Here is a 20,189-nt window from a genome sequence, read left to right on the forward strand (position 1 = left end):
CCGGGACGTAAAACCGCGGGGCCCAGGTGCCCCGCGGGATCCCTTGTCTTTCCAGCTCACGTGATGGGTGAGGCGCGGGCCCCACCCGCGCCTCAGTTCCCCGCCGCCGCGGACGCACGGACCGCGCGGGAGATCGCCGCCCCCACGATCTCCACGTTCCCCTTCGTCCACATCGTGTTGTGGTTGCCGGGAACGCGCACCACCCGGAACGGAGCGCCACCCGGCAGGTCTGCCCAGCCGCGGCGCAGGTCGCCCTCCGCCTCGGCATCGTCGCTGCTGAACAGGTGGACGGGAACCGGGAGCGGCCCGGGAACGTTGTCCACGTAGCTGCGCTCCAGGAGAACGAGCCGGCTGTCCGCCTCTTCGGCCTGCGCCACGGTGACCGACTGGGGAAGGAGCGCCCGCGCCTTGCACTCGGCGATGAAGCCCGCCATGTCCAGCCCGTCGGCATCGACCCGGAGCGCCATGATCGCCTCGGGCGTCGGCCGCATCTCGCCGGTGGCCCAGGCCAGCACCCCCAGCACCCGGTGCTGCCGCATCACCGGCGAGTCCGGCCCCGCCAGCGGGCGCGGGTAGACGGTGTCCAGCAGCCCCACGAACTCCACCTCCCGCCCCGTGCTGATCAGCCGTTCCGCCACCGCGTAGGCGAACGCCCCGCCCGCGGACCACCCGGCCACGCGATACGGCCCCTCCGGCTGCACCTCCGTGATCATCCGCACCAGCCGGGTCACCAGGTCGTCCAGCGAGTGGAGCTCGTCCGGATCGTTGAGCGGCCCCGGCAGGGCGTAGACGGGGATCTCCGGGTCCAGGTGCGGGCGAAGGACCTGCGCGTAAAACACGAACCCCAGTACGTCGTGCACCAGGAACAGCGGGCGCTCGGAGCCGGTCTCACGGACCGGGATGGCGCGGGTGGCGCCCAGCCACTCGCCGCTCCGCTCCAGCCGCGCCGCCAGCTGGTAGAGCGTCGGGTACGCGAACACCTCGTCCACCGTGGCGGCCGGGTTCAGCGCCTCGCGCACCCGGGCGATCACGCGGACGGCGAGCAGCGAGTGGCCGCCCAGGTCAAAGAAGTGGTCGCGCCGGCCCACCAGCTCAACCCCCAGCACCTCGGCCCAGATCTCCGCCAGCACGTGCTCCGTCATGTTGCGCGGCGGCTCCAGGCCGCGGCGCGCGAACGCCGCGGCGTCGGGCACCGGGAGCGCCCGGCGGTCCAGCTTGCCGTTGCTGGTGAGCGGAAGGGTTTCCAGCCGCACGTACACACCCGGCACCATGTAACCGGGCAGACGGGCCTCCAGGTGCGCCTTCAGCGCGTCGGCCGGGGCCTCGCCCACCACGTACGCCACCAGCCGCTTTCGCCCCGGAACGTCCTCCCGCGCCAGCACCGCCGCCTGGCGCACCGCCGGGTGCTCGCGCAGCCGCGCCTCGATCTCGCCCAGCTCGATGCGAAAGCCGCGGATCTTGACCTGAAAGTCGGTGCGCCCCAGAAAGTCCAGGACGCCGCTTTCCTTCCATCGCACCCGGTCGCCGGTGCGGTACAGCCGCGCGCCGGGCGCGGTGGAGAACGGATCGGGGACAAACCGCTCGGCGGTAAGCGCGGGGCGGCCCAGGTAGCCGCGCGCCACGCCCGCGCCGCCGATCAGCAGCTCGCCGGCGACACCCACCGGCTGCGGCTGGCCCAGCGGGTCGCAGACGTACAGGCGCACGTTGCCCAGCGGCCGGCCGATCGGGTGCCCGGCGACCGCGCCGTCCGCCGGCACCGCGTGGGCGGAGGCCAGGATCGTGGCCTCCGTGGGGCCGTACAGGATGTGCGTCCGCGCGGCCGGAAAGGCGGCGCTCATCTCCGCCAGCAGGTCGGCGGGAACCTGGTCACCGCCCACGAAGGTGCCGCGAAGGCGGGCCAGGCGCGGCGCCCGGCGCTCGACCTCCGCGATCTCGCGCATCAGCGCGGGGACGGCGTGCAGCAGCGTGACGTCCGCGATCTCGCTCATGAGCGCGCGGGCGTCCATCACCCGCTGCAGCAGCACCAGGCGCAGCTCCGCGCCCGCGACGAGCGGGAGAAGGAGCTCGAACAGGGAGATGTCGAAGGCGCTCGACGCCAGCGCCGGCATCACGTCGCCGGGGCCCACGCCAAACGCGGCGCGGGTGACGGCCAGCAGGCTGACCAGCGACCCGTGCCGCACCAGCACGCCCTTGGGCCGTCCGGTGGACCCGGAGGTGTAGATGACGTACGCCAGGTGCTCCGGCCGCACCCCGGACCGGGCCCGATCGGGGTTGGAGGCGGGATACGCGTCCCACGCGGCGGGCGCGTCCACGTTCACGATCCGCATCCCGGCGTCGGCGAAGCGGGCGACGAGCGGCCCTCCCGTCAGCAGCGCGGCGGGCGCGCTGTCGGCCAGCGCGTAGCGCAGGCGGTCCTCCGGATTCATGGGGTCCAGCGGCACGTAGCCGCCGCCGGCCTTCAGCACGGCCAGCAGCGCGACCACCGTTTCCATCCCCCGCTTGACGCACACCGCCACCCGCACCTCCGGCCCCACCCCCAGCGCGCGGAGGTGGTGCGCCAGCCGGTTGGCCTGCGCGTTCAGCTCCGCGTAGGTAAGGCGCTCCCGCTCGAACGTCACCGCCACCGCGCCGGGCGTCCGCTCCACCTGGGCTTCGAACAGCTCGTGGATGCACGCGTCGGCCGGGAACGCGGCGCCGGTGGCGTTCCACGCCTCCACCACCGTGTGCCGTTCGGCCGCGGAGAGCAGCTTCAGCCGGTCCACCGGAGCGGCGTCGTCCGCGGCCATCTGCTCCAGCACCCGCCGCAGGTAGCCCACGTGCCGCTGGACGGTGGCGCGGTCGAAGAGCGCGGTGGCGTACTCCACCACCCCCGCGATCCGCCCGCCCTCCTCCCACAGCGTCAACGACAGGTCGGTCTTTGCGCTGGCGGGAAACGGCGAGCCGCCGGAGCCCGCCGGGTCCAGCGGGCCCAGTGCCAGCCCCGGCATCGCCAGGCTACCCCCCGGCGCGTTCTGCCAGCCGAACATCACCTGGAACACAGGGGTGTGCGCCAGGCTGCGCACGGGGTGAACGTGCTCCACCACCTGCTCGAAGGGGATGTCCTGGTGGTGCTGCGCCGCGAGCGCCCGCTCCTTGACCCGCCCCAGCAGCTCCGCCACGCTGGGCGAGCCCGACAGATCCACGCGCAGCGCCAGCGTGTTGACAAAGAAGCCGATCAGCCCCTCGATCTCGCTCCGCCCGCGGTTGGCGGTGGGGGTGCCCACCACGACCTCGTCCTGGCCCGACAGCCGGGCCAGGACGGCGGCCCACCCGGCCAGCAGCGTCATGAACAGCGTGGTGCCGTGCCGCTGCCCCAGCGTCCTGAGCGCGGCAGCCAGCGCCTCGTCCAGCTCCACGTTCACCGAGGCGCCGGCAAAGTCCTGCTTGGCCGGGCGCGGGTGGTCCGTCGGCAGCTCCAGCAGCTCCGGCGCGCCGGCCAGCGTCTCACGCCAGTACTCCGCCTGCCGCCGCAGGACTTCGCCCTCCACCAGGCGCCGGTGCCACGCGGCGTAGTCGGCGTACTGCACCGGCAGCGGCGGCAGCGGATCCGCCTGGCCGCGCGCAAAGGCGGCGTACAGCGCGCCCAGCTCGCGGTGCAGCACGCCCATCGACCAGCCGTCGCTGACGATGTGGTGCATCGTCAGCAGCAGCACGTGGTCGTCCGCCGCCATGCGCACCAGCCGCCCGCGGATCAGCGGCCCCTGCGCCAGGTCGAACGGCGCGCCCGCCTCGTCCGATACCAGGCGGTGCAGCTCGTCCTCCGCCTCCGGCGCGGCCTGAAGATCGTGCTCCACCAGACGGAACGCGCTCTCCGCGGCCGGCGCGATGCGCTGGACGGGCTCGCCGTCCACCGTGGGAAACGAGGTGCGCAGCGCCTCGTGACGGGCCACGATGCGGTCCAGCGACCGCGCCAGCGCGCCGCGGTCCAGGCCGCCCCGCAGCCGCAGGCGCATGGGGATGTGGTAGGTGCCGCCCAGGTTCCCCATCTGCTCCAGGAACCACAGCCGCTGCTGCGCGAACGACAGCGGCGGCGCCTGCGTGCGCTCGGTGGGCACCACGGGCGGCAGCACCGCCATCCCCGCGCGGCGCATCTCCTCCACGCGCACGGTCAGCTCCGCCACCGTGGGCCCCTCGAAGAACGCCCGCAGCGGCAGCTCCACGGCAAACACCTCACGCACCCGCGACACCACCCGCGTGGCCAGCAGCGAGTGCCCGCCCAGCTCGAAGAAGCTCGCCTCCACGCCCAGCCGCGCGACGCCCAGCACCTCGGCCCAGATCCCCGCCAGCACCTCCTCCACGGCGGTGCGCGGCGCCACGTACGCCTCCTCGTCCGACGCGAACTCCGGCGCCGGCAGCGCCTTGCGGTCCAGCTTGCCGTTGGGGTTCACCGGCAGCGCGTCCATGTGGACGAACGCGGCCGGCACCATGTACTCCGGCAGCCGCTCCGCCAGGTGGCCGCGCAGCGCCGCCGCGCGCGTCTCGTCACCCGTGTAGTAGGCCACCAGCCGCGGGTCGCCGATCTCCCCGTCGCGCGCCACCACCACCACCTCGTGCACGGCGGCATGCTCCGCCAGCCGCGCCTCGATCTCGCCCAGCTCGATGCGGAACCCGCGCACCTTTACCTGCGCGTCGCCGCGGCCCATGAACTCGACCGTTCCGTCCGGCAGCCACCGCCCCAGGTCGCCCGTGCGGTACATCCGCGCACCGGGCGTCGGTGCGAAGGGATCGGGGAGGTAGCGCTCCGCCGTCTGCGCCGGGAGCCGCCGGTACCCGCGCGTGACCCCGGCACCGCCCAGGTACAGCTCCCCCGTCACCCCCACCGGCACCGGCTCGCCCACCCCGTCCAGCACGTAGATCTGCGCGTTGGCGATCGGGCGCCCCGGCGGCATGGCGCGGCTGCCGTAGCTCGACAGGTCCACCCGCGCAAAGTGATGCGTCGTGATCCCGGTGGCCTCGGTAGATCCATACGGGTTCAGGAACACGGGACGCGGCTCCGGCACCCTGGCCAGCTGCCGCGGATACAGCGGCTCTCCGCCGAACACCACGATCCGCAGCCCGCCGATCGCATGCCCCACCAGCGCCTGAAAGCCAGTCGGCGTGACGTTCATCATGCTGATGCCGGACGCGACGATCTGCGCCGCAATCCGGTGCGGCTCGAACGGCTCCCGCGCCAGGTGCACCTGCCCGCCCACGAACAGCGGGGCCATCAGGTTGCGCTGCGTAAGGTGGAAGCTGAACGAGGTGACGACCAGCACCGCGTCGCGATCCGACATCCCGGTGGCGCCCAGGTACCAGTGCAGCAGGTTGGACGCGCCCCCGTGCGTCATCTCCACCCCCTTGGGCCGGCCGGTGGAGCCGGAGGTGTAGATCACGTACGTCAGGTGCTCCGGCGTCAGCGCGGCACGCTCCGGGTCCGTGTCCGGCTGTTCGGCCCACCACGCCGCGCCTTCATCCAGCGCGAGCAGGGGCAGATTCAGCCCGGCGAGCCGGTCAGCCAGCGCATCCTGCGTCAGCATCACCACCGGCGCGCAGTCCTGCACCATGTCCAGCAGCCGCTCTCGCGGGTAGCCCGGATCCAGCGGCAGGTACGCGCCTCCCGCCTTCAGCACCCCCAGCACCGCCACGACCAGCTCCGGCTCGCGCTCCACGCAGATCCCCACGCGCACGTCGGGACCGACGTCGAGGGAGCGGAGGTGGTGCGCCAGCCGGTTGACGCGCCCGTTCAGCTCCCCGTACGTCAGCTGCCGGTCTTCGTAGACCACCGCCACCGCGTCCGGCGTGCGCTCCGCCTGCGCCTCGAACATCTCGTGGATGAACGTCGCGGGATACGGCGCCGCCGTGCGGTTCCACTCCTCCGTCACACGCCGGCGCTCGTCGGCGGGCAGCAGCGGCAGCCGGTCCACCGGGCGCGTCTCGTCCGCCGCCATCCCCGCGAGGACGCGGCGCAGGTACTCCGCGTAGCGCTCCACCGTCTCGCGGTCGAACAGCGCCGTCGCGAAGACCACCTCGCCCACGATGCGGTCCTCCTCCTTGCGGAGTTCGAGCGACAGGTCAACGCCGGAGGTCGAGCGCGGCTCCCGCACCGTCGTCGCGCGCGCGGAGACATCCCGCCACGCGAACGCCGCGCGGAACAGCGGCGTGGCCGAAGCGTCGGCGCCGCCCGGCTGCACGAACTCCACCAGTCGCGCGAGGGGAAGATCCCCGTTCCGCAGCGCTCCCTGCACCCGCGCCTCGACCCGCTCGACCAGTTCCACGGCCGTGGGCGAGCCCGACAGGTCCATCCGCACCGGCAGCGGGTTCACGCCGCCCACGGACGTGCCGATCACCAGGTCCGTCTGCCCCGACAGCCGGCCCAGCACCGCGGCCCACGCCGCCAGCAGCACCGTGGAGACGTGCGCACTGTGGCGCATTTCGAGCGCCTTAAAGGCCGTAACAAGCTCCTCGTCCAGCTCCAGGCGGACGAGGGCTCCGGCGTCGTCCCCGTGCGCGGGGCGCGGGCGGTCCGCCGGCACCTCCAGCGGCTCGGGCGCGTCCGCCAGCACCTCCCGCCAGTACTCCGCCCGCCGCCGCGGCAGGTCGGCGTCCACCGGCAACTCCGCCCCAACCGCGCTCACCGCCACCGGGGATGTGGAGGATGTCCGACCAGCAAGCACGTCCATAAGCCTGTTTCCCGCAAAAAATCTCATCCGGGACGTAAAACTGCGGGGCCCATGTGCCCCGCAGTATCCTTGTCTTGTCAGCTCACGTGATTGCCGCCACTCGCTGATCGGCCTGCCTTGAGAGGGGGACAGCCTCCCACGATGGAGGTGGCCCATTTCCTCCGGCGGCACGGCCTTTGGTCTGGAGGACTTGAACTGCGTGGTGTCCAGAAATGTAGGGAATAAATGATAACCTGGGGCTTGTACTTGCGTCAACGCTTCCCGTCAGATTTGGCGCAACACTTTGTTACGTTCTGACTTGATGTCAGATAAGGAGCTTGACGGGAAACAGACGATTTCGGCAAAAGTGAAGAAAAGCGAAAAGTTGGGCAGCGGCGCGGGCGGGATGGCGCGGGAGAATGGTTCGCGTGCTACGGGGGAGCGGGATCCGTACGGTGCGGCAAATCGAACAAATTCCGCGGGTGAAGCGAGCAAGGCCGCGTACGGCACGCCCGGGGTGACCCGCGGCACGTGATGCCGTGCTCCCAGCGCAGATGAGGCCCCCGCCAGCACCGGAACGCCGATCCCCTCCGAGCAGGTGACCGGCACGCCGTCGTGGATGATCGCCGCGGCTCCGGCTCCGCCTGCGCCGCGGCCCGGGCTGGCGAACAGCCTGGCTTCAGCTACACAGGCACGGGTAGGACCGGTAGCCGCCAAGGTTGGGGTTGGGGTCCCATACCGGCGGCGCGGACGGATTGGGGCCCAGCGTCTCGAAGGTCGCCAGCAGCGTCTCCAGGGCAATCTGGATCTCCGCGCGCGCGATGCTCGCCCCGGGGCAGCGATGCGGGCCGTGGCCAAACGCCACGTGCGGGTTGGGCTGCCGCTCCCACTTAAGCTCATGCGGGTCGGGAAAGCGCGCGGGATCGCGGTTGGCGGCCTCAAGGAAGAGGATGACCCTCTGCCCCGCCCGGATCACGTGGCCGGCGCCCCACTCGCCCGAAAGGTCCACGTCTTCGATGGCGTGCCGCCCCACGTAGCGGGTGGGCGTGATCATCCGCAGCAGCTCCTCCGTAAGCCGCCGGCTCACGCCTGGCGTCTCCGCCACCATCTGCCGCCAGGTGGCCCACTCCGCAAACAGCATGGGAACGCCGTCTCCGATCAGCTTCTGCGACGTCACCCTGCCGGCCGCGAAGGCCGCCATGCAGTTGATGACCAGGTCCTCGTCCTGGGCAAAGGTTCCCGCGGTCAGGAACGAGCTGACCAGGTCGTCGGACGGCGACGCTCTGCGCGCGGCGACCAGCTTGCGGAAGTACTCGCCGAAGAGCGTGATCTCCTGAATCCGTATGTTCAGGTAGCCGCTGGTAAGGTCCGCCATGGTCGAGGACCAGCTCGCCAGCTCGGCCACCCGCACGGGGTCGTCCACGGGGATGCCGAACACCCGGCAGACCGTTTGCAGCGCGTACGGCAGGGAAAAGTCGCCCACCAGGTCAAACGCGCCGCGGGGACGCAGCGGCTCGAGCAGCCCGGCCGCAAGCTCCCGGATCCAGCCGGACAGCTCCTGCATCTTGCGCGACGACTCCTGCAGGATCACCCGCTGCGCGCCGTGCTGCTCCGCCCCGTCCGACAGGACGATCTGCTTCTCCACCACGTCCTGGATGAACAACCGACGGCCCGGCCGCGCCTTTCCCCCGCTCGCGAAGCGCAGGTCCGAGGTGAACCGCCGGTCCTCGAGAATGCTCCGAACGGCCCGGTGGTCGGTGACCAGCCAGCAGTTGCCGGCCGGGTCGAACGCGACCCCGTCCCCAGCTCTTGCACGGTCGTAGAGCGCGTGCGGAGCCTGGTAGGCCCCCAGCATGGCGGCCATGGTGGGGCGATCGGGAGTGTCGAGACTGGACATGCGCGCGTTGAATCCGGCCAATGGCGGATGATGGGGATGTGCACGAGGGGCCCACAACAGCTCGCGGCCCCCCGCTCCGTGGTCACACCGTCGCGGCGACCACCGACACGCGGGGCGGCGCCTCGAACCCGTCGGTGCGGTTCGCGTAGTAGCGCCGCTGGGCCTCTTCGCGCGAAAGAAAGCGGGTGCCGGAAAAGCCGAGTGATCGCAGCATCGCCTCCACTTCCTCGGGCGTAAAGTAGCTCACCCACGGCTCGCCGTCCGACGCGGATCCCCGGGCGAGCTGCGACGCCAGCGAGTCCGTGTGTGCGTACGTAAACACGATCCCGCTCCCCCTGGGGAACGACAGCACGGTGCGAAGCGTCGCCTCGATCGCCTCGCGGGTGAGGTACATCGTCACCCCCAGCCAGGAGAAGAACGTGCGCTTCGACGTGTCCACGCCAGTGCGCGCCAGGCCGTGGGCCAGCGTCTCGCGCTCAAAGTCGACGTCGGCAAAGCGCACGTTGGGCGGGATCTCGACCCCCGCCGCGGCAAGCACCTCGCGCTTTCCCGCCTGGCTGGACGGGTGGTCCACCTCGATGATGGAGAGGCGGCGCGCCCACGAGGGCTGGCGGTACGCAAAGGAGTCGAGCCCCGCACCCAGAAGAACGTACTGCTCCACGCCGTCCGCGACGGCGTCCATCAGCGTGTCCTCGGTGAACCGGCTGCGCAACAGCACGTGCGAGCGCAGGCCGCGGTTGGGCGGCGTCTGCAGCTCGTCGGCGCGTGCGCGGATCTGCGCCAGGGTTTCGCCGCCCAGCAGCCGCGCGGCGACCGTGTCGTTCAGCACGGGGGGCTGGCCGTCGATGATGAGGTGTGCCGCCCGCAGCACGGCGACAAAGAACGCGGTGCCGCTGGCCGCGCGCGGCGCGGGGCGGTCGGTGCCCTGCGTGTGCCGCTCGTCCCGGCCGGTCGCCTCCGTTTGATCCACAGCGCACTCCCTCCCCGTCCCGGTGAATGATCGAATCGACAAAGGCGGCTGGTCCATGGCCGGCCGCGGCCGTGCGCCGGCCGGGGCGGATCCATGCCCCTGCGCGCCGTCAGAGCGACGCCAGCTCCAGGCGCTCGGGGGGCGCGCCCATCACCTCGGCGTACGTGCGGCGGCCCCAGCGATAGTACGCCCACGGCTCGGTGCCGTCGTGCGGGCGGTCCCACTCCACCGGCCCCGCGGGGGGCGCGTCCAGCCGCAGCCCCTTTTCCTCCAGCCAGGCGTTGTCGTAGACCGTGTCCTGGTATCTGTAGCCCTCGTCCGGCAGGATGACGGCGGTCAGCGAGTCGGGATGGGTGCGGGCGTGCCAGTCGGCCACCAGGAACGCCGCGCCGCTGGTGGGGCCCATGAACACCGCGTGCTCCGCGTGCAGCCGCCGGGTGGCGTGGTAGGCCTGGGCGGCGCCCACCCAGTGCACCAGGTCCACCGCCGCGTGGTCCACGTTGGGGGGCACCAGGCTGTTCCCCAGGCCGCGCAGCGTGCGCCGGCCTTCGGTAAGGCCAAAGATTACGCTGTGGTGCGTGTCCACCGCCACCACGCTCAGCCCGGGAGAAAAGCCACGGAGCGCCGACGCGGTGCCGCACAGCGACCCGCCGGAGCCCACCGGGCCCACCAGGCAGTCCACGGTACCGGCCGCCCGGGCCAGATGCTCGGCGCAGGGGGCAAAGCTGGCCGGGTTCTGAGGATTGGTGTACTGGCGGGGGCAGAACGCGTCCGGATTGTCCGCCAGGATCCGCTCCAGCAGCTCCAGCCGGGCGATCTGAAAGGCGCCGGACGGGCCCGGGTCGCTCACGATGTGGACGGTGGCCCCCAGGTCTTCCAGCCGGCGCCGCAGCGGCGGCTCGATGGAGGGGTCGCTCACCAGCTCCACCGGGTGCCCGTGCAGCCGCGCCACCATCGCCAGCGACAGCCCGAACGTCCCCGAGCTGGTTTCGGCGATCACGGCGCCCGGCCGCAGCTTGCCCTCCTCGCGCGCTTTACGGACGATGTAGCGCGCGGGAAGCAGCTTGGACAGGGTGAACACCATCCCCACCAGGTTCGGCCGCAGCCACACCAGCCGGGGAAGCACCAGCGCGTCCACCACGTTGGCGTTGATCACGGAACCGCTCACGACCTCTCCTTCGTCATCGGGAGCGCGATGGAATCCACCGTGCCGGGGGTTGATCAGCGTGCCGCTCACGAAACTCCCTCCCGCCGCGAGGCGAAGTCGGTGGAAAACTCCCAGCTCTGCAGCCCCAGCAGGTCGATCGCGGCGCGGGCCTGCTCCATGCGCTCCGCGGCGCCGGCTCCGGGCTCGAAAAGAAGCCCGGCCACCGTCCCGCTGTGCGCCACCTGCACTCCCAGGGCGCCGCTCTCCTTCGCGATCCGCAGCAGCTGCGGCATGAAGTGCTTGGGGCGGTGGCGCTGGGTGATGGTGGTGCTGGCGGTCGCCACCCGGCCCAGCAGCGCGGGATCCTGGTCCTCCACGGCCCGGCGCAGCAGCCCCAGGATGGTCCGGAAGGCCTCCACCTCCCACGCGGAGTACGGCATGGGCGTCAGGGCGAGCGTCTCCACCCCGCGCTCCCCCTCGGTGTTCACGCCCAGCACCCGCACCGCGGGAAGGGGTCCGCCCAGGTCCAGCAGCACGCTTCCGCGGCGCTGGGCAAAGAGCACGGCACGGTCGACCCCGTACATCAGCGAGTCCGACGCGGTTTCGGAGGCCACGGAAAGCCGCGCGATCCACGCCGGCTCCAGCACGACACCGAACGCGTCGGCCACGGCGCGGATGGTGGCCAGTACGTCCGTGGTCGACGAGCCGCACCCCCAGCGCAGGGGAACGTCGCTCTCCAGGCGCAGCGAGCCGCCCCACCCGGTGCGTCCCAGTGCGTCCAGCGTGAGCCGCGCGGCCAAACGGGCGCGGGAGCGGTCGCCGGGCTCCACCGTCAGCGGTCCTCCGCGCAGCGGGCGAAAGCGGGCGCGCGCGTTGAAGAGACTGCACGGCAGCGTCACCAGCCCGTGCTCCAGCGTTCCATCGCAGGAATAGAAGAGCCCCTGGACGATCTCGCCGTGGTGCGCGTGCACCTCGCCGCGCCCCACGCGGCACGGCTCCGCGCCGGGCGGAAACAGCCCCCGGGCAGGCGCGGCGCGCTCGCGCTGGGCGATGCTCCCGAAAACGTCGGGTTCCTGTATCATGACCGTCGCCAAAGGGGTTTCCTCACGTCTGTGGCATCCCGCGGCGGGCGCCGGACCATCCCACCGTCACCCCACGCGCCCGCATCCTCACCCTCGGTTCCGTCCGGGACGGATCGAACTCCGCGCCCATCCCCGCCCTCGTGCCGTCGCATGCCTGCGCCACGTGCAGATCCGCGCTTCCGCACGGCACCTCAAGCCGCATCCGCAGATTTACTCCGCATTCCCTCACTGCAGGTTCTCACGCAGAGGGAGCAGAGGAAGCAGAGGTTTCTACATGCAGTTCTCTGCTTCCTCCGCTTCCTCTGCGTGCCCGATCTTTTTGAGGATTCGGGATCAGCCGTCATAAGCCGCGCTGTCGATTCATGGCTCCCGGTGGCGGAATGGGAGCCGTCATCGGCACGCGAGCACTGCGGCTTCGAGAGCAACGCCGTCGCCCCCAAGGCGCCAGCGCTCACGATCCGTTCATCTCGTCACAACATCAGGAAACGGCGGCTGGCTTCGCGGCAGAAAAAGAGGAAAACCGCGGCACGGGGTGCGCCTCCCGTGGATCGCACGGGTGGGATCTGGCGCACATTTCCGGAAGGCATGTGGCAGGATACCAAGGCACTGCGGACGTTGTCAAGCCGATGTTCTTCCGTTGCCGAACCCCTGCGAACAACCGTCACGCCGAACGCGGCGCCGCGCTGCATCGTGCGCGTACGCAAGGCTCTGTGCCGGCCGAAAGACCTCGACGGCAAAGCCGGCGGGCTGGCTCCGTCCGCCCCGACGGGACGACAGGTCTCTCCTTCTCCTCCGCGAGGTTGGGCGACACCCTCCCGGACCGGGTTCACCCCGGACGCGGCATCACGCCTCTTCCAGCGCCGGCACGCGCGCCCGTCCGGCGTCGGTGGGAGGGCGAACGGCGTCCTCCGCCAGCACCCCGGCCACCCCGGCGTCCAGGGCGCGCTCCCCTTCGCTCCACGCCCGCGCCCGCTCGCGAAGCCGGCGCGCGGCGTCCGTCCACCCGGCCCGCAGCTCCGCCACGATCCGCCCGAGCGACTCCGCGGCGGGGCCGCCCCCGTACGCGGCGGCGGCCGCCACCTGGGCCGGCTCCGTCCAGGCCGCCTGCGCTTCCAGGCCGTGCTCGGCCAGCAGCCGTCCGGCGGCCGCGGCCAGCGGCTCGCCGCCGTCCAGGGCCTCGCGCACGGCCTCGCCCACGCGGTGGTGCGCCCGGCGGAACGGCATCCCCGCCTCCATCACCAGCCGGTCCGCCAGCGCCGTGGCGGTGGTGAACCCTTCCACGGCGCGCCGCCGCATCCGCTCCGGCTGCGGCCGCGCCCCGGCGGCCACCAGCCGCGCCAGCAGCACCGACTCGGCAACCTGGTCCAGCGCGTTCCACAGCGGCTTGACGCCCTCGGTGCCCACGGCCACCGAGTTGCTGAACGGGGTGGCGTGCATGGCCGTGGCGGCGGCGGTAAAGGCACCCAGCGCCGCCCCGCCCCGCCCCTGCAGGTGCTCCAGCAGAAAGGCGTTGCGCTTCTGCGGCATCATGGAGCTGGAGCCCACCAGCTCGTCGGGAAAGCGGACCAGGTCGAACTCGGCCGTGCTCCACAGCTGCAGGTCGCTCGCCAGCCGGCTGAGCGTAACCCCCAGCACCGCCGCCGCCGCCAGCAGGCGCAGCGCCAGGTCGCGCGAGGCCACCGCGTCGATGGAGTGCAGCACGCCCGCGGAAAATCCCAGCAGTTCCGCCGTGCGCCCGGTGTCGATGGGCACCGTGGTTCCCCCCGCCGCGCCGGCGCCCAGGGGGCAGCGGTCCAGCCCGGCGGCGGCCGCCTCGATCCCCTCCAGGTCGCGCAGCAGGGCCACCGCCACCCCGGCCAGGTAGTGGCCGTAGGTAACCGGAAGCGCCGCCTGATAATGCGTGTAGATGGGCATCGTCACCGCGGCGTACCGCTCCGCGCGGCGCACCAGCACCGCCACCAGGCGCAGCACCTCGCGCACCAGGCGGTGGTAAACCGGCCGCAGGCGCAGGCGCAGCACCGTGGCGTTGATGTCGTTGCGCGAGCGGCCCAGGTGGATGGCCCCGCCCACCTCCTCGCCCAGCGTCTCCGCCAGCCACCCCTCGTAGAGCAGATAAAGCCCGCGCGGCGCCTCGCGCCCCCGCAGCGGCCCGTACCCCCCCGCCGACAGCTCGTCGATGGCGGCCAGCAGGCGCCGCCCCGACGCGCGGGGAAGCAGTCCCCGCTCCACCAGCATCACCACGTGCGCCCGGTCCACCTGCACGTTGGAGGGAAGCTCCTGGTCGATGCCACGGTCCGCGTTGTCGCCAAAGACGATCCGCCGGGCGCGCCGGTCCAGGGTCTTGCGGATGCGGCCGGTGTCTTCCGTCACGCCGCCCCCTCCCCCGCGCCCACCAGCGCCGCGTCGTCCGCGGATTCGGGCGCGGCGACGACGATGCGGATCGCCCCCCGTGCCCCTTCCGCCGCCGTGCAGGCGGCCTCCGATTCGTCCGTGCAGGCGACCACGTGGCCAATGCGGTCGCGAAAGTCGCCCTCGATGGTCAGCTCGGAGCCGACGGGACGGTACAGCGACACGTCCACCACGCCCTCCCGCGCCCGCGCCTCGTCCAGCCCCTCCACCGCCTCCAGCCGCCCCGCCGCGGGCGCGAACAGAAAGCGGATGGACGCGTACCGGTGGCGCGCGGCGGCGGGTTGCGGCGCCTGGCCCACCACCAGGCGCAGGGTTTCGCGGATCAGGTCGATCCCCTGCGCGTGGCGCACCAGCTCGGGGATAAAGCCGCCGGCCAGCCGTGGGTTCACCTCCATGGGCACCGCCCGGCCATCCGCCGTGATCCGCATCTCCCAGTGCAGCGGGCCCCAGCCCAGCCCCAGCACCTCCGTCGCCCGGACCACGGCGTCCGTCAGCGTCCGCTCGATCTCGGGCGATTCCGCCGCCGGGTAGTCGTGCCCGGCCTCCACAAAGTAGGGCGGGCGTCCCAGGTGCTTGCGGGTGATGCCGATCACGCGGCCCGAGAACACCTCCACCGAAAACTCGTGCCCCTCGACGAACCCCTCCACCAGCAGCCGCGTCTCCGCCCCGCCCGCCGCGAACAGCGGCGCGGCGTGCTCTTCTACCTCGCGCTCGCCGGCGCAGGCGCGCACGCCCATGCTGCCGCTGCCGTCCACCGGCTTCACCACCACGGGAAAGCCGATCTCGCGCGCGGCGGCGACGGCTTCCGCCGCCGAGGCGGCCACGCGAAAGGCGGGCGCCGCGATCCCCGCGGCGGCCGTCGCCCGGCGCTGGTGCGACTTGTCGCGCGCCGCGCGGACGGACGCCGCGTCCGGGCCCGGCAGGCCAAAGCGCGCCGCCAGCGCCGCCGCCGTGGCGATAAAGTACTCGGAGCTGGAGGTGATGCCCGCCACCCCCGCCCCGCCGTCGAACCGTTCCCGGATCAGCGCATCCAGCGCGTCCTCGTCCACCCGCGGCACCACGATGGTCTCCGGCGCCCCGGCCTGGGACAGGTAGGCGTACTTCTCCGGCTTCGCCGTGATCAGCACGGGGGCAAAGCCCAGCTCCCGGGCCGTGTGGACGAAGAGGCGCCCCGTCCCGCTGGTGTTGCTTTCGATGAAGAGCAGCGCCCCGCCGCCGTTGCCCGCGCGCGTCACGCGACCGGCTCCAGGCGGCCGGCCTCCGCGCCCATCACCTCGTCGAACGAGCGGCGGCCCCAGCGATAGAACGCCCACGGGTCGTCGCCGTCGTGCGGGCGGTCCCACTCCACCGGGCCGTCGGGAAGCACGTCCAGACGCGCGTTCTTCTCCTCCAGCCACGCGTCGTCATAGATGGTGTCCTGGTAGCGGTAGCCCTCGTCCGGAAAGATGACCGCGCCCAGTGCGTCGGGGTTGTTGCGCGCCCACCAGTCCGCCACCAGGAACGCGGCGCCGCTGGTGGGGCCGCAGAAGATGGCGTGGCGCTGGTGCAGCTCGCGGGTGGCGCGAAACGCCTCGGCCGCGCCCACCCAGTGCACCAGGTCGAACGCCGTGTGGTCCACGTTGGGCGGCATCAGGCTGTTGCCCAGCCCGCGCAGCAGCCGCCCGCTCCCCGCGTCGCTCTGCCCAAAGATCACGCTGCGGTGCGCATCCACGCCGATCACCTGCAGCTCGGGAAAGAGCAGCCGCAGGTACGACGAGGTGCCGCACACGGAGCCGCCGGAGCCCACGGTACCGATCAGGCAGTCGATGCCGCCGGTGGCGTGCGCCAGCAGCTCGGCGCAGGGGGCGTAGCTTCCCGGGTTGTTGGGGTTGTCGTACTGCCGCGGGCAGAACGAGCCGGGGTTTTCTTCCAGCACCCGCTCCAGCACCTGAAGCCGGGCCGTCTGGTAGCCGCCGGAGGCGCCCGCCTTTTCTACGATGTGGACGGTGGCGCCCAGGTCTTCCAGCCGCCGCTTGAGGGGGGCGTCGATGGCCGGGTCGCTCACCAGCGTGAGCCGATGGCCGCCCAGCCGCGCCACCATGGCCAGCGCCAGGCCAAAGGTGCCGCTGGTGGTCTCGGCGATCAGCCCGCCCGGCGTAAGCTCGCCGCTTTCCAGCGCCTTGCGGATGATGAAGCGGGCGGGAAGCAGCTTCATCAGCGGAAAGGCCAGGCCGATGAGGTTGGGGCGCAGCCACACCACGCGCGGCAGCGCGATGGCATCCACCATGTTTGCGTTGATCAGCGTACCGCTCACGAAACTCCCTCCCGCCGCGAGGCGAAGTCGGTAGAAAATTCCCAGTTCTGCAGCCCCAGCACTCCAATCGCGGCGCGGGCCTGCTCCATGCGCTCCGCAGCGCCGGGCTCGAAGATAAGCCCGGCCACGGTCCCGCTGTGCGCCACCTGCACTCCCAGGGCGCCGCTTTCCTTCGCGATCCGCAGCAGCTGGGGCATGCACCGCTTGGGGCGGTGTCGCTGGGTGATGATGGTGCTGGCGGTCGCCACCCGGCCCAGCAGCGCGGGGTCCTGCTCCTCCACGGCCCGGCGCAGCAGCCCCAGGATGGTCCGGAAGGCCTCCACCTCCCACGCCGAGTACGGCATGGGCGCAAGGGCGAGCGTTTCCACGCCGTGCATTCCCTCGGTGTTCACGCCCAGCACCCGCACCGCGGGAAGGGGTCCGCCCAGGTCCAGCAGCACGCTTCCGCGGCGCTGGGCAAAGAGCACGGCCCGGTCGGCCCCGTACATCAGCGAGTCCGACGCGGTTTCGGAGGCCACGGAAAGCCGCGCGATCCACGCCGGCTCCAGCACGGCTCCAAAGGCGTCGGCCACGGCGCGGATGGTGGCCAGCACGTCCGTGGTCGACGAGCCGCACCCCCAGCGCAGGGGGACGTCGCTCTCCAGGCGCAGCGAGCCCCCCCACCCGGTGCGTCCCAGTGCGTCCAGCGTCAGCCGCGCGGCCAAACGGGCGCGGGAGCGGTCGCCGGGCTCCACCGTCAGCGGGCCTCCGCGCAGCGGGCGAAAGCGGGCGCGCGCGTTGAAGAGACTGCACGGCAGCGTGACCAGCCCGTGCTCCAGCGTCCCGTCAGAGGTGTGGAAGAGCCCCTGGATGATCTCGCCGTGGTGCGCGTGCACCTCGCCGCGCCCCACGCGGCACGGCTCCGCGGCGGGCGGAAAGAGCGTCAGAGCGGGCGCGGCGCGCCCGCGCCTGACGATGCTCCCGGGGATGTCGAGGAGCGGTACGGCTTCCTGTATCATGACCGTCGCCAAAGGTGTTCCCGCATTTCCGCGGCGTTCCGCAAGGGAGCCGGGCCTCCACCCCATCACCAACTCGCCCGGATCCGCGACGCCTGTCCTCGCGGTGGCCTGATTGACTTGCCCACCAGTTCCGCCGCCGTGCAGCCATCGGGCTGCGTTACACGGTGGATCTCCGTTTCCGCCCGGACTTCCCCCCGTCACGGGGCGGCGCGATCAGCCGACGCCCGATGCGCGCCCGCTTCGTTGACGGCCGGCCTCCCGCGCCCACGGCCGCGGACCGTCACGATCAGCCGCGTCTCCGGCAGTCAGGGCGCGAGCGGAAGGTTCGCCAGATCGCGCCACGGGTGGTCCGGGGGGCGGGGTGCGGCGCGCTTTCGGAAGCATCGGCGTGGATACACGCCTCTCCAAAAAAATTCGCATGGCACCCTGCCGCACCGAATCCCTCTGCCAACCCGACAGTCTAACGGAAGCGTGGTGCGCAGCGACGGCCAGTGGCGGCCGACACCGCGGCGCGCGATCAGCCTTCGTCCTGCACGCCCGCGCCGCACCACTCCACCACCGCCATGGCGCTGAACATCTTGTGCTGCGCCTGCACCCAGGCAAGGCTGCGCGGCCCATCCAGCACCTCGTCGTCCACGTCCTCGGCGCGCACGGCGGGAAGGTCGTGCATGAAGACGGCGTCCGGATTGCCCACGCGGTCCATCAGCGCCTGCGTCACCCGGAACGGATGAAAGTGCGTCTTCCACTCCGGATCGGCCTTGCTGACGCCCATCTCCTGCCAGCGGCTGGTGTAGACCACGTCGTAGCCGGCCTGCACCCCCTCGATGTCATGCGTCTCCTCGATCGTCGCCCCGTGCACCGCGGCCAGCGACTGCGCCGTGGCCAGCACCTCGGCATCCAGCCCGTAGCCGTCCGGCGTGGCCAGAGTCAGGCGCATCCCCGGAACGCGGCTCATGGCCAGCGCCAGGGCGGCCGCCGTCTTGTTCCCCTCGCCGCAGTACAGGACGGAGACGCCCTCCAGCCGCCCGAAGTGCTCCAGGATGCTGGTCAGGTCCGTCAGCGCCTGCGTGGGGTGCTCTTCCGAGCTGAGCGCGTTCACCACGGACATGGACGGGTGCGAGGCGTAGACCTGCATCTCCTCCACGCTCTCGTTGGTCCGCATCACCAGCACGTCCAGGTAGCCGGCCAGCGTACGGGCCGTGTCCCCGGTCGTCTCGCCGGTGGTGGTCTGCAGCTCGTTGGGGCCAAAGTAGACCGTCGTCGCCCCCAGCCGCCCGGCGCCCACCATGAAGCCGGCGCGGGTGCGCGTGGACGTCTTGCGGAAGTAGACGCCCACGGTGCGCCCCTTGAGCGTCTGCGGGGCGCTCCCGGCGCGTTTGATGGCCAGCGCGCGGCGGCAAAGGTAGACAACCTCCTCGGGCGACAGGTCCAGGATGGACAGAAGGTGCCTGCGCCCCCCGGCGGGGACGTGGGCGGCCACGGGGGGAAGCCGGAGCTCTCCGGGCGCGGCGGCGGACGGAGCGTCCAGCTCCAGGTCACCTTTCATCTGCTCTCCTCGTGCGGTACGTTGGATCGTTGGAGCCGGTGGGCCCGTACTCGTTCATCAAGCCGCACCCCCGGCGCGTGCTGCCGCCAGGATGCGGTGGGTTCGACGGAAAGGAAGTCGGCGCGGATCACCAGCGAATGGCAGGTCCTGCGGGGCCACGTGAATCGGGGTGATCGAGATGAGCCTGGATCGGGGTAATCTGGATGAGCCCGAAGCCCGTTCGCTCCTTACGCGACAACGCGAGCGCTTCAACGCGCAACGCGTCCGGGAGCAGGCGAACCCCCGGCCGACGAAAACGGGAAAGCGGCTGGTGACCGTCAGGTCTATCGCCATGGGGGTAGAACCGGCGTTCCACATCGGACCCCGCCCCCACGTCCGCACACCGGTACGCGCCAGTGAATATAATTGTAAACGCCCGTGTGCTGCAGGGCTACCCCCCCTGAAAGTCCCGTGCTGCCGGAGGTGTAGGCGACATGGCAGAGCTTTGCGGTCCGGACCGCGCCTCAGGCGCCATCACGCTTTCCGCCGAGATGCGTGCCTCACGCCCGTCCAGTCCCACGATCTCCTCCCGGGCGCGGAGAGAGAAGCGCGGCGGCCGCTCCTGCGTCAACGGAAATGGGGGGAAGGGTCCTGAATGCTGAAACCCCCGCGGGCGCTGCATCTGCAGCAACCGCGGGGGTTTAGCCTCCACGCGCCAGGCTGGACTCGAACCAGCGACCTACGGCTTAGAAGGCCGTTGCTCTATCCAGCTGAGCTACTGGCGCCTGTCCCTGTTCTGCTCAGTCGGGGCGCCCGGATTCGAACCGAGGACCTCCTGCTCCCAAAGCAGGCGCGCTACCGGGCTGCGCCACACCCCGATCGGAGCAGAAAAACGTAGACAACCGCGCCCTTTTCGTCAACCCCTGCGGGGATGTTGGCGGCCTGCTCAGAACGACGTTGCCAACCCTGATACCGTTTCTGCGACTTCCATTCGCTGTGCAGTCACGCCTTCACGAAATTCCACGCGGAGGCGCGAAGAAGCGTAGCGTTTCTCCGCGTCTCCGCGCCCTCCGCGTCTCCGCGTGAGCCCGGCAGTACAACTCCGAGTGCACGACGAATCATGGAAACCGGTATGACTGGAGCGTTGACTGCCAGCGTCATCCCAGGTTCCGCCGGCGCTGTGGTTGTAAA

General features: G+C 71.7%; 11 protein-coding genes and 2 tRNA genes. 1 reads left to right on the top strand and 12 read right to left on the bottom strand.

Going from position 1 to position 20,189, the window contains the following annotated elements:
- Positions 1 to 92: 92 nt before the first annotated feature.
- Entirely contained in the window at positions 93 to 6,653 is a 6,561-nt protein-coding gene (locus ACOJUJ_RS00955) for an amino acid adenylation domain-containing protein (protein WP_420124963.1), read from the bottom strand.
- Between the two features lie 346 nt (positions 6,654 to 6,999).
- Between ACOJUJ_RS00955 and ACOJUJ_RS00960 the strand changes: the two genes are divergently transcribed.
- A complete protein-coding gene (locus ACOJUJ_RS00960; protein ID WP_420124964.1) occupies positions 7,000 to 7,212 on the top strand; it encodes a hypothetical protein in 213 nt (70 codons plus the stop codon).
- Positions 7,213 to 7,356: 144 nt separating this feature from the next.
- Here ACOJUJ_RS00960 and ACOJUJ_RS00965 read toward each other — a convergent pair whose 3' ends face one another.
- The 11 genes from ACOJUJ_RS00965 to ACOJUJ_RS01015 all read right to left on the bottom strand — a co-directional run bounded on the left by ACOJUJ_RS00965 (position 7,357) and on the right by ACOJUJ_RS01015 (position 19,876).
- A complete protein-coding gene (locus ACOJUJ_RS00965) occupies positions 7,357 to 8,574 on the bottom strand; it encodes a cytochrome P450 (protein ID WP_420124965.1) in 1,218 nt (405 codons plus the stop codon).
- A gap of 82 nt (positions 8,575 to 8,656) precedes the next feature.
- The gene (locus ACOJUJ_RS00970; RefSeq protein ID WP_420124966.1) at positions 8,657 to 9,544 is read right to left on the bottom strand and encodes a class I SAM-dependent methyltransferase; all 888 of its coding nucleotides are present in this window, start codon (positions 9,542 to 9,544) and stop codon (positions 8,657 to 8,659) included.
- 109 nt (positions 9,545 to 9,653) lie between these two features.
- Entirely contained in the window at positions 9,654 to 10,712 is a 1,059-nt protein-coding gene (locus tag ACOJUJ_RS00975) for a PLP-dependent cysteine synthase family protein (protein ID WP_420124967.1), read from the bottom strand.
- Between the two features lie 65 nt (positions 10,713 to 10,777).
- A complete protein-coding gene (locus ACOJUJ_RS00980) occupies positions 10,778 to 11,773 on the bottom strand; it encodes a hypothetical protein (RefSeq protein ID WP_420124968.1) in 996 nt (331 codons plus the stop codon).
- An 843-nt stretch (positions 11,774 to 12,616) separates the two neighbouring features.
- Positions 12,617 to 14,143 carry an argininosuccinate lyase gene (gene argH, locus ACOJUJ_RS00985; protein ID WP_420124969.1) on the bottom strand — a complete coding sequence of 509 codons (1,527 nt, stop codon included), beginning with the start codon at positions 14,141 to 14,143 and terminating at the stop codon, positions 12,617 to 12,619.
- Entirely contained in the window at positions 14,140 to 15,417 is a 1,278-nt protein-coding gene (locus ACOJUJ_RS00990) for an ATP-grasp domain-containing protein (RefSeq protein ID WP_420124970.1), read from the bottom strand. The genes argH and ACOJUJ_RS00990 overlap by 4 nt, the downstream gene beginning before the upstream one ends.
- On the bottom strand, positions 15,414 to 16,475 hold the full coding sequence (locus ACOJUJ_RS00995; RefSeq protein WP_420124971.1) for a cysteine synthase family protein: 1,062 nt from the start codon (positions 16,473 to 16,475) through the stop codon (positions 15,414 to 15,416). The genes ACOJUJ_RS00990 and ACOJUJ_RS00995 overlap by 4 nt, the downstream gene beginning before the upstream one ends.
- Positions 16,472 to 17,473: a hypothetical protein gene (locus ACOJUJ_RS01000; protein WP_420124972.1), complete on the bottom strand. Its 1,002-nt coding sequence runs from the start codon at positions 17,471 to 17,473 to the stop codon at positions 16,472 to 16,474. Before ACOJUJ_RS01000 ends, ACOJUJ_RS00995 begins: the two co-directional genes overlap by 4 nt.
- Before the next feature lie 517 nt (positions 17,474 to 17,990).
- Entirely contained in the window at positions 17,991 to 19,019 is a 1,029-nt protein-coding gene (locus ACOJUJ_RS01005; protein WP_420124973.1) for an ornithine carbamoyltransferase, read from the bottom strand.
- A 690-nt stretch (positions 19,020 to 19,709) separates the two neighbouring features.
- Positions 19,710 to 19,783 (bottom strand) — tRNA-Arg (locus ACOJUJ_RS01010).
- Positions 19,784 to 19,802: 19 nt separating this feature from the next.
- Positions 19,803 to 19,876: transfer RNA gene (locus tag ACOJUJ_RS01015), tRNA-Pro, on the bottom strand.
- Positions 19,877 to 20,189 lie beyond the last annotated feature (313 nt).

The sequence above is a fragment of the Longimicrobium sp. genome, from assembly GCF_048594345.1.
In the GTDB taxonomy this organism is placed as follows: domain Bacteria; phylum Gemmatimonadota; class Gemmatimonadetes; order Longimicrobiales; family Longimicrobiaceae; genus Longimicrobium.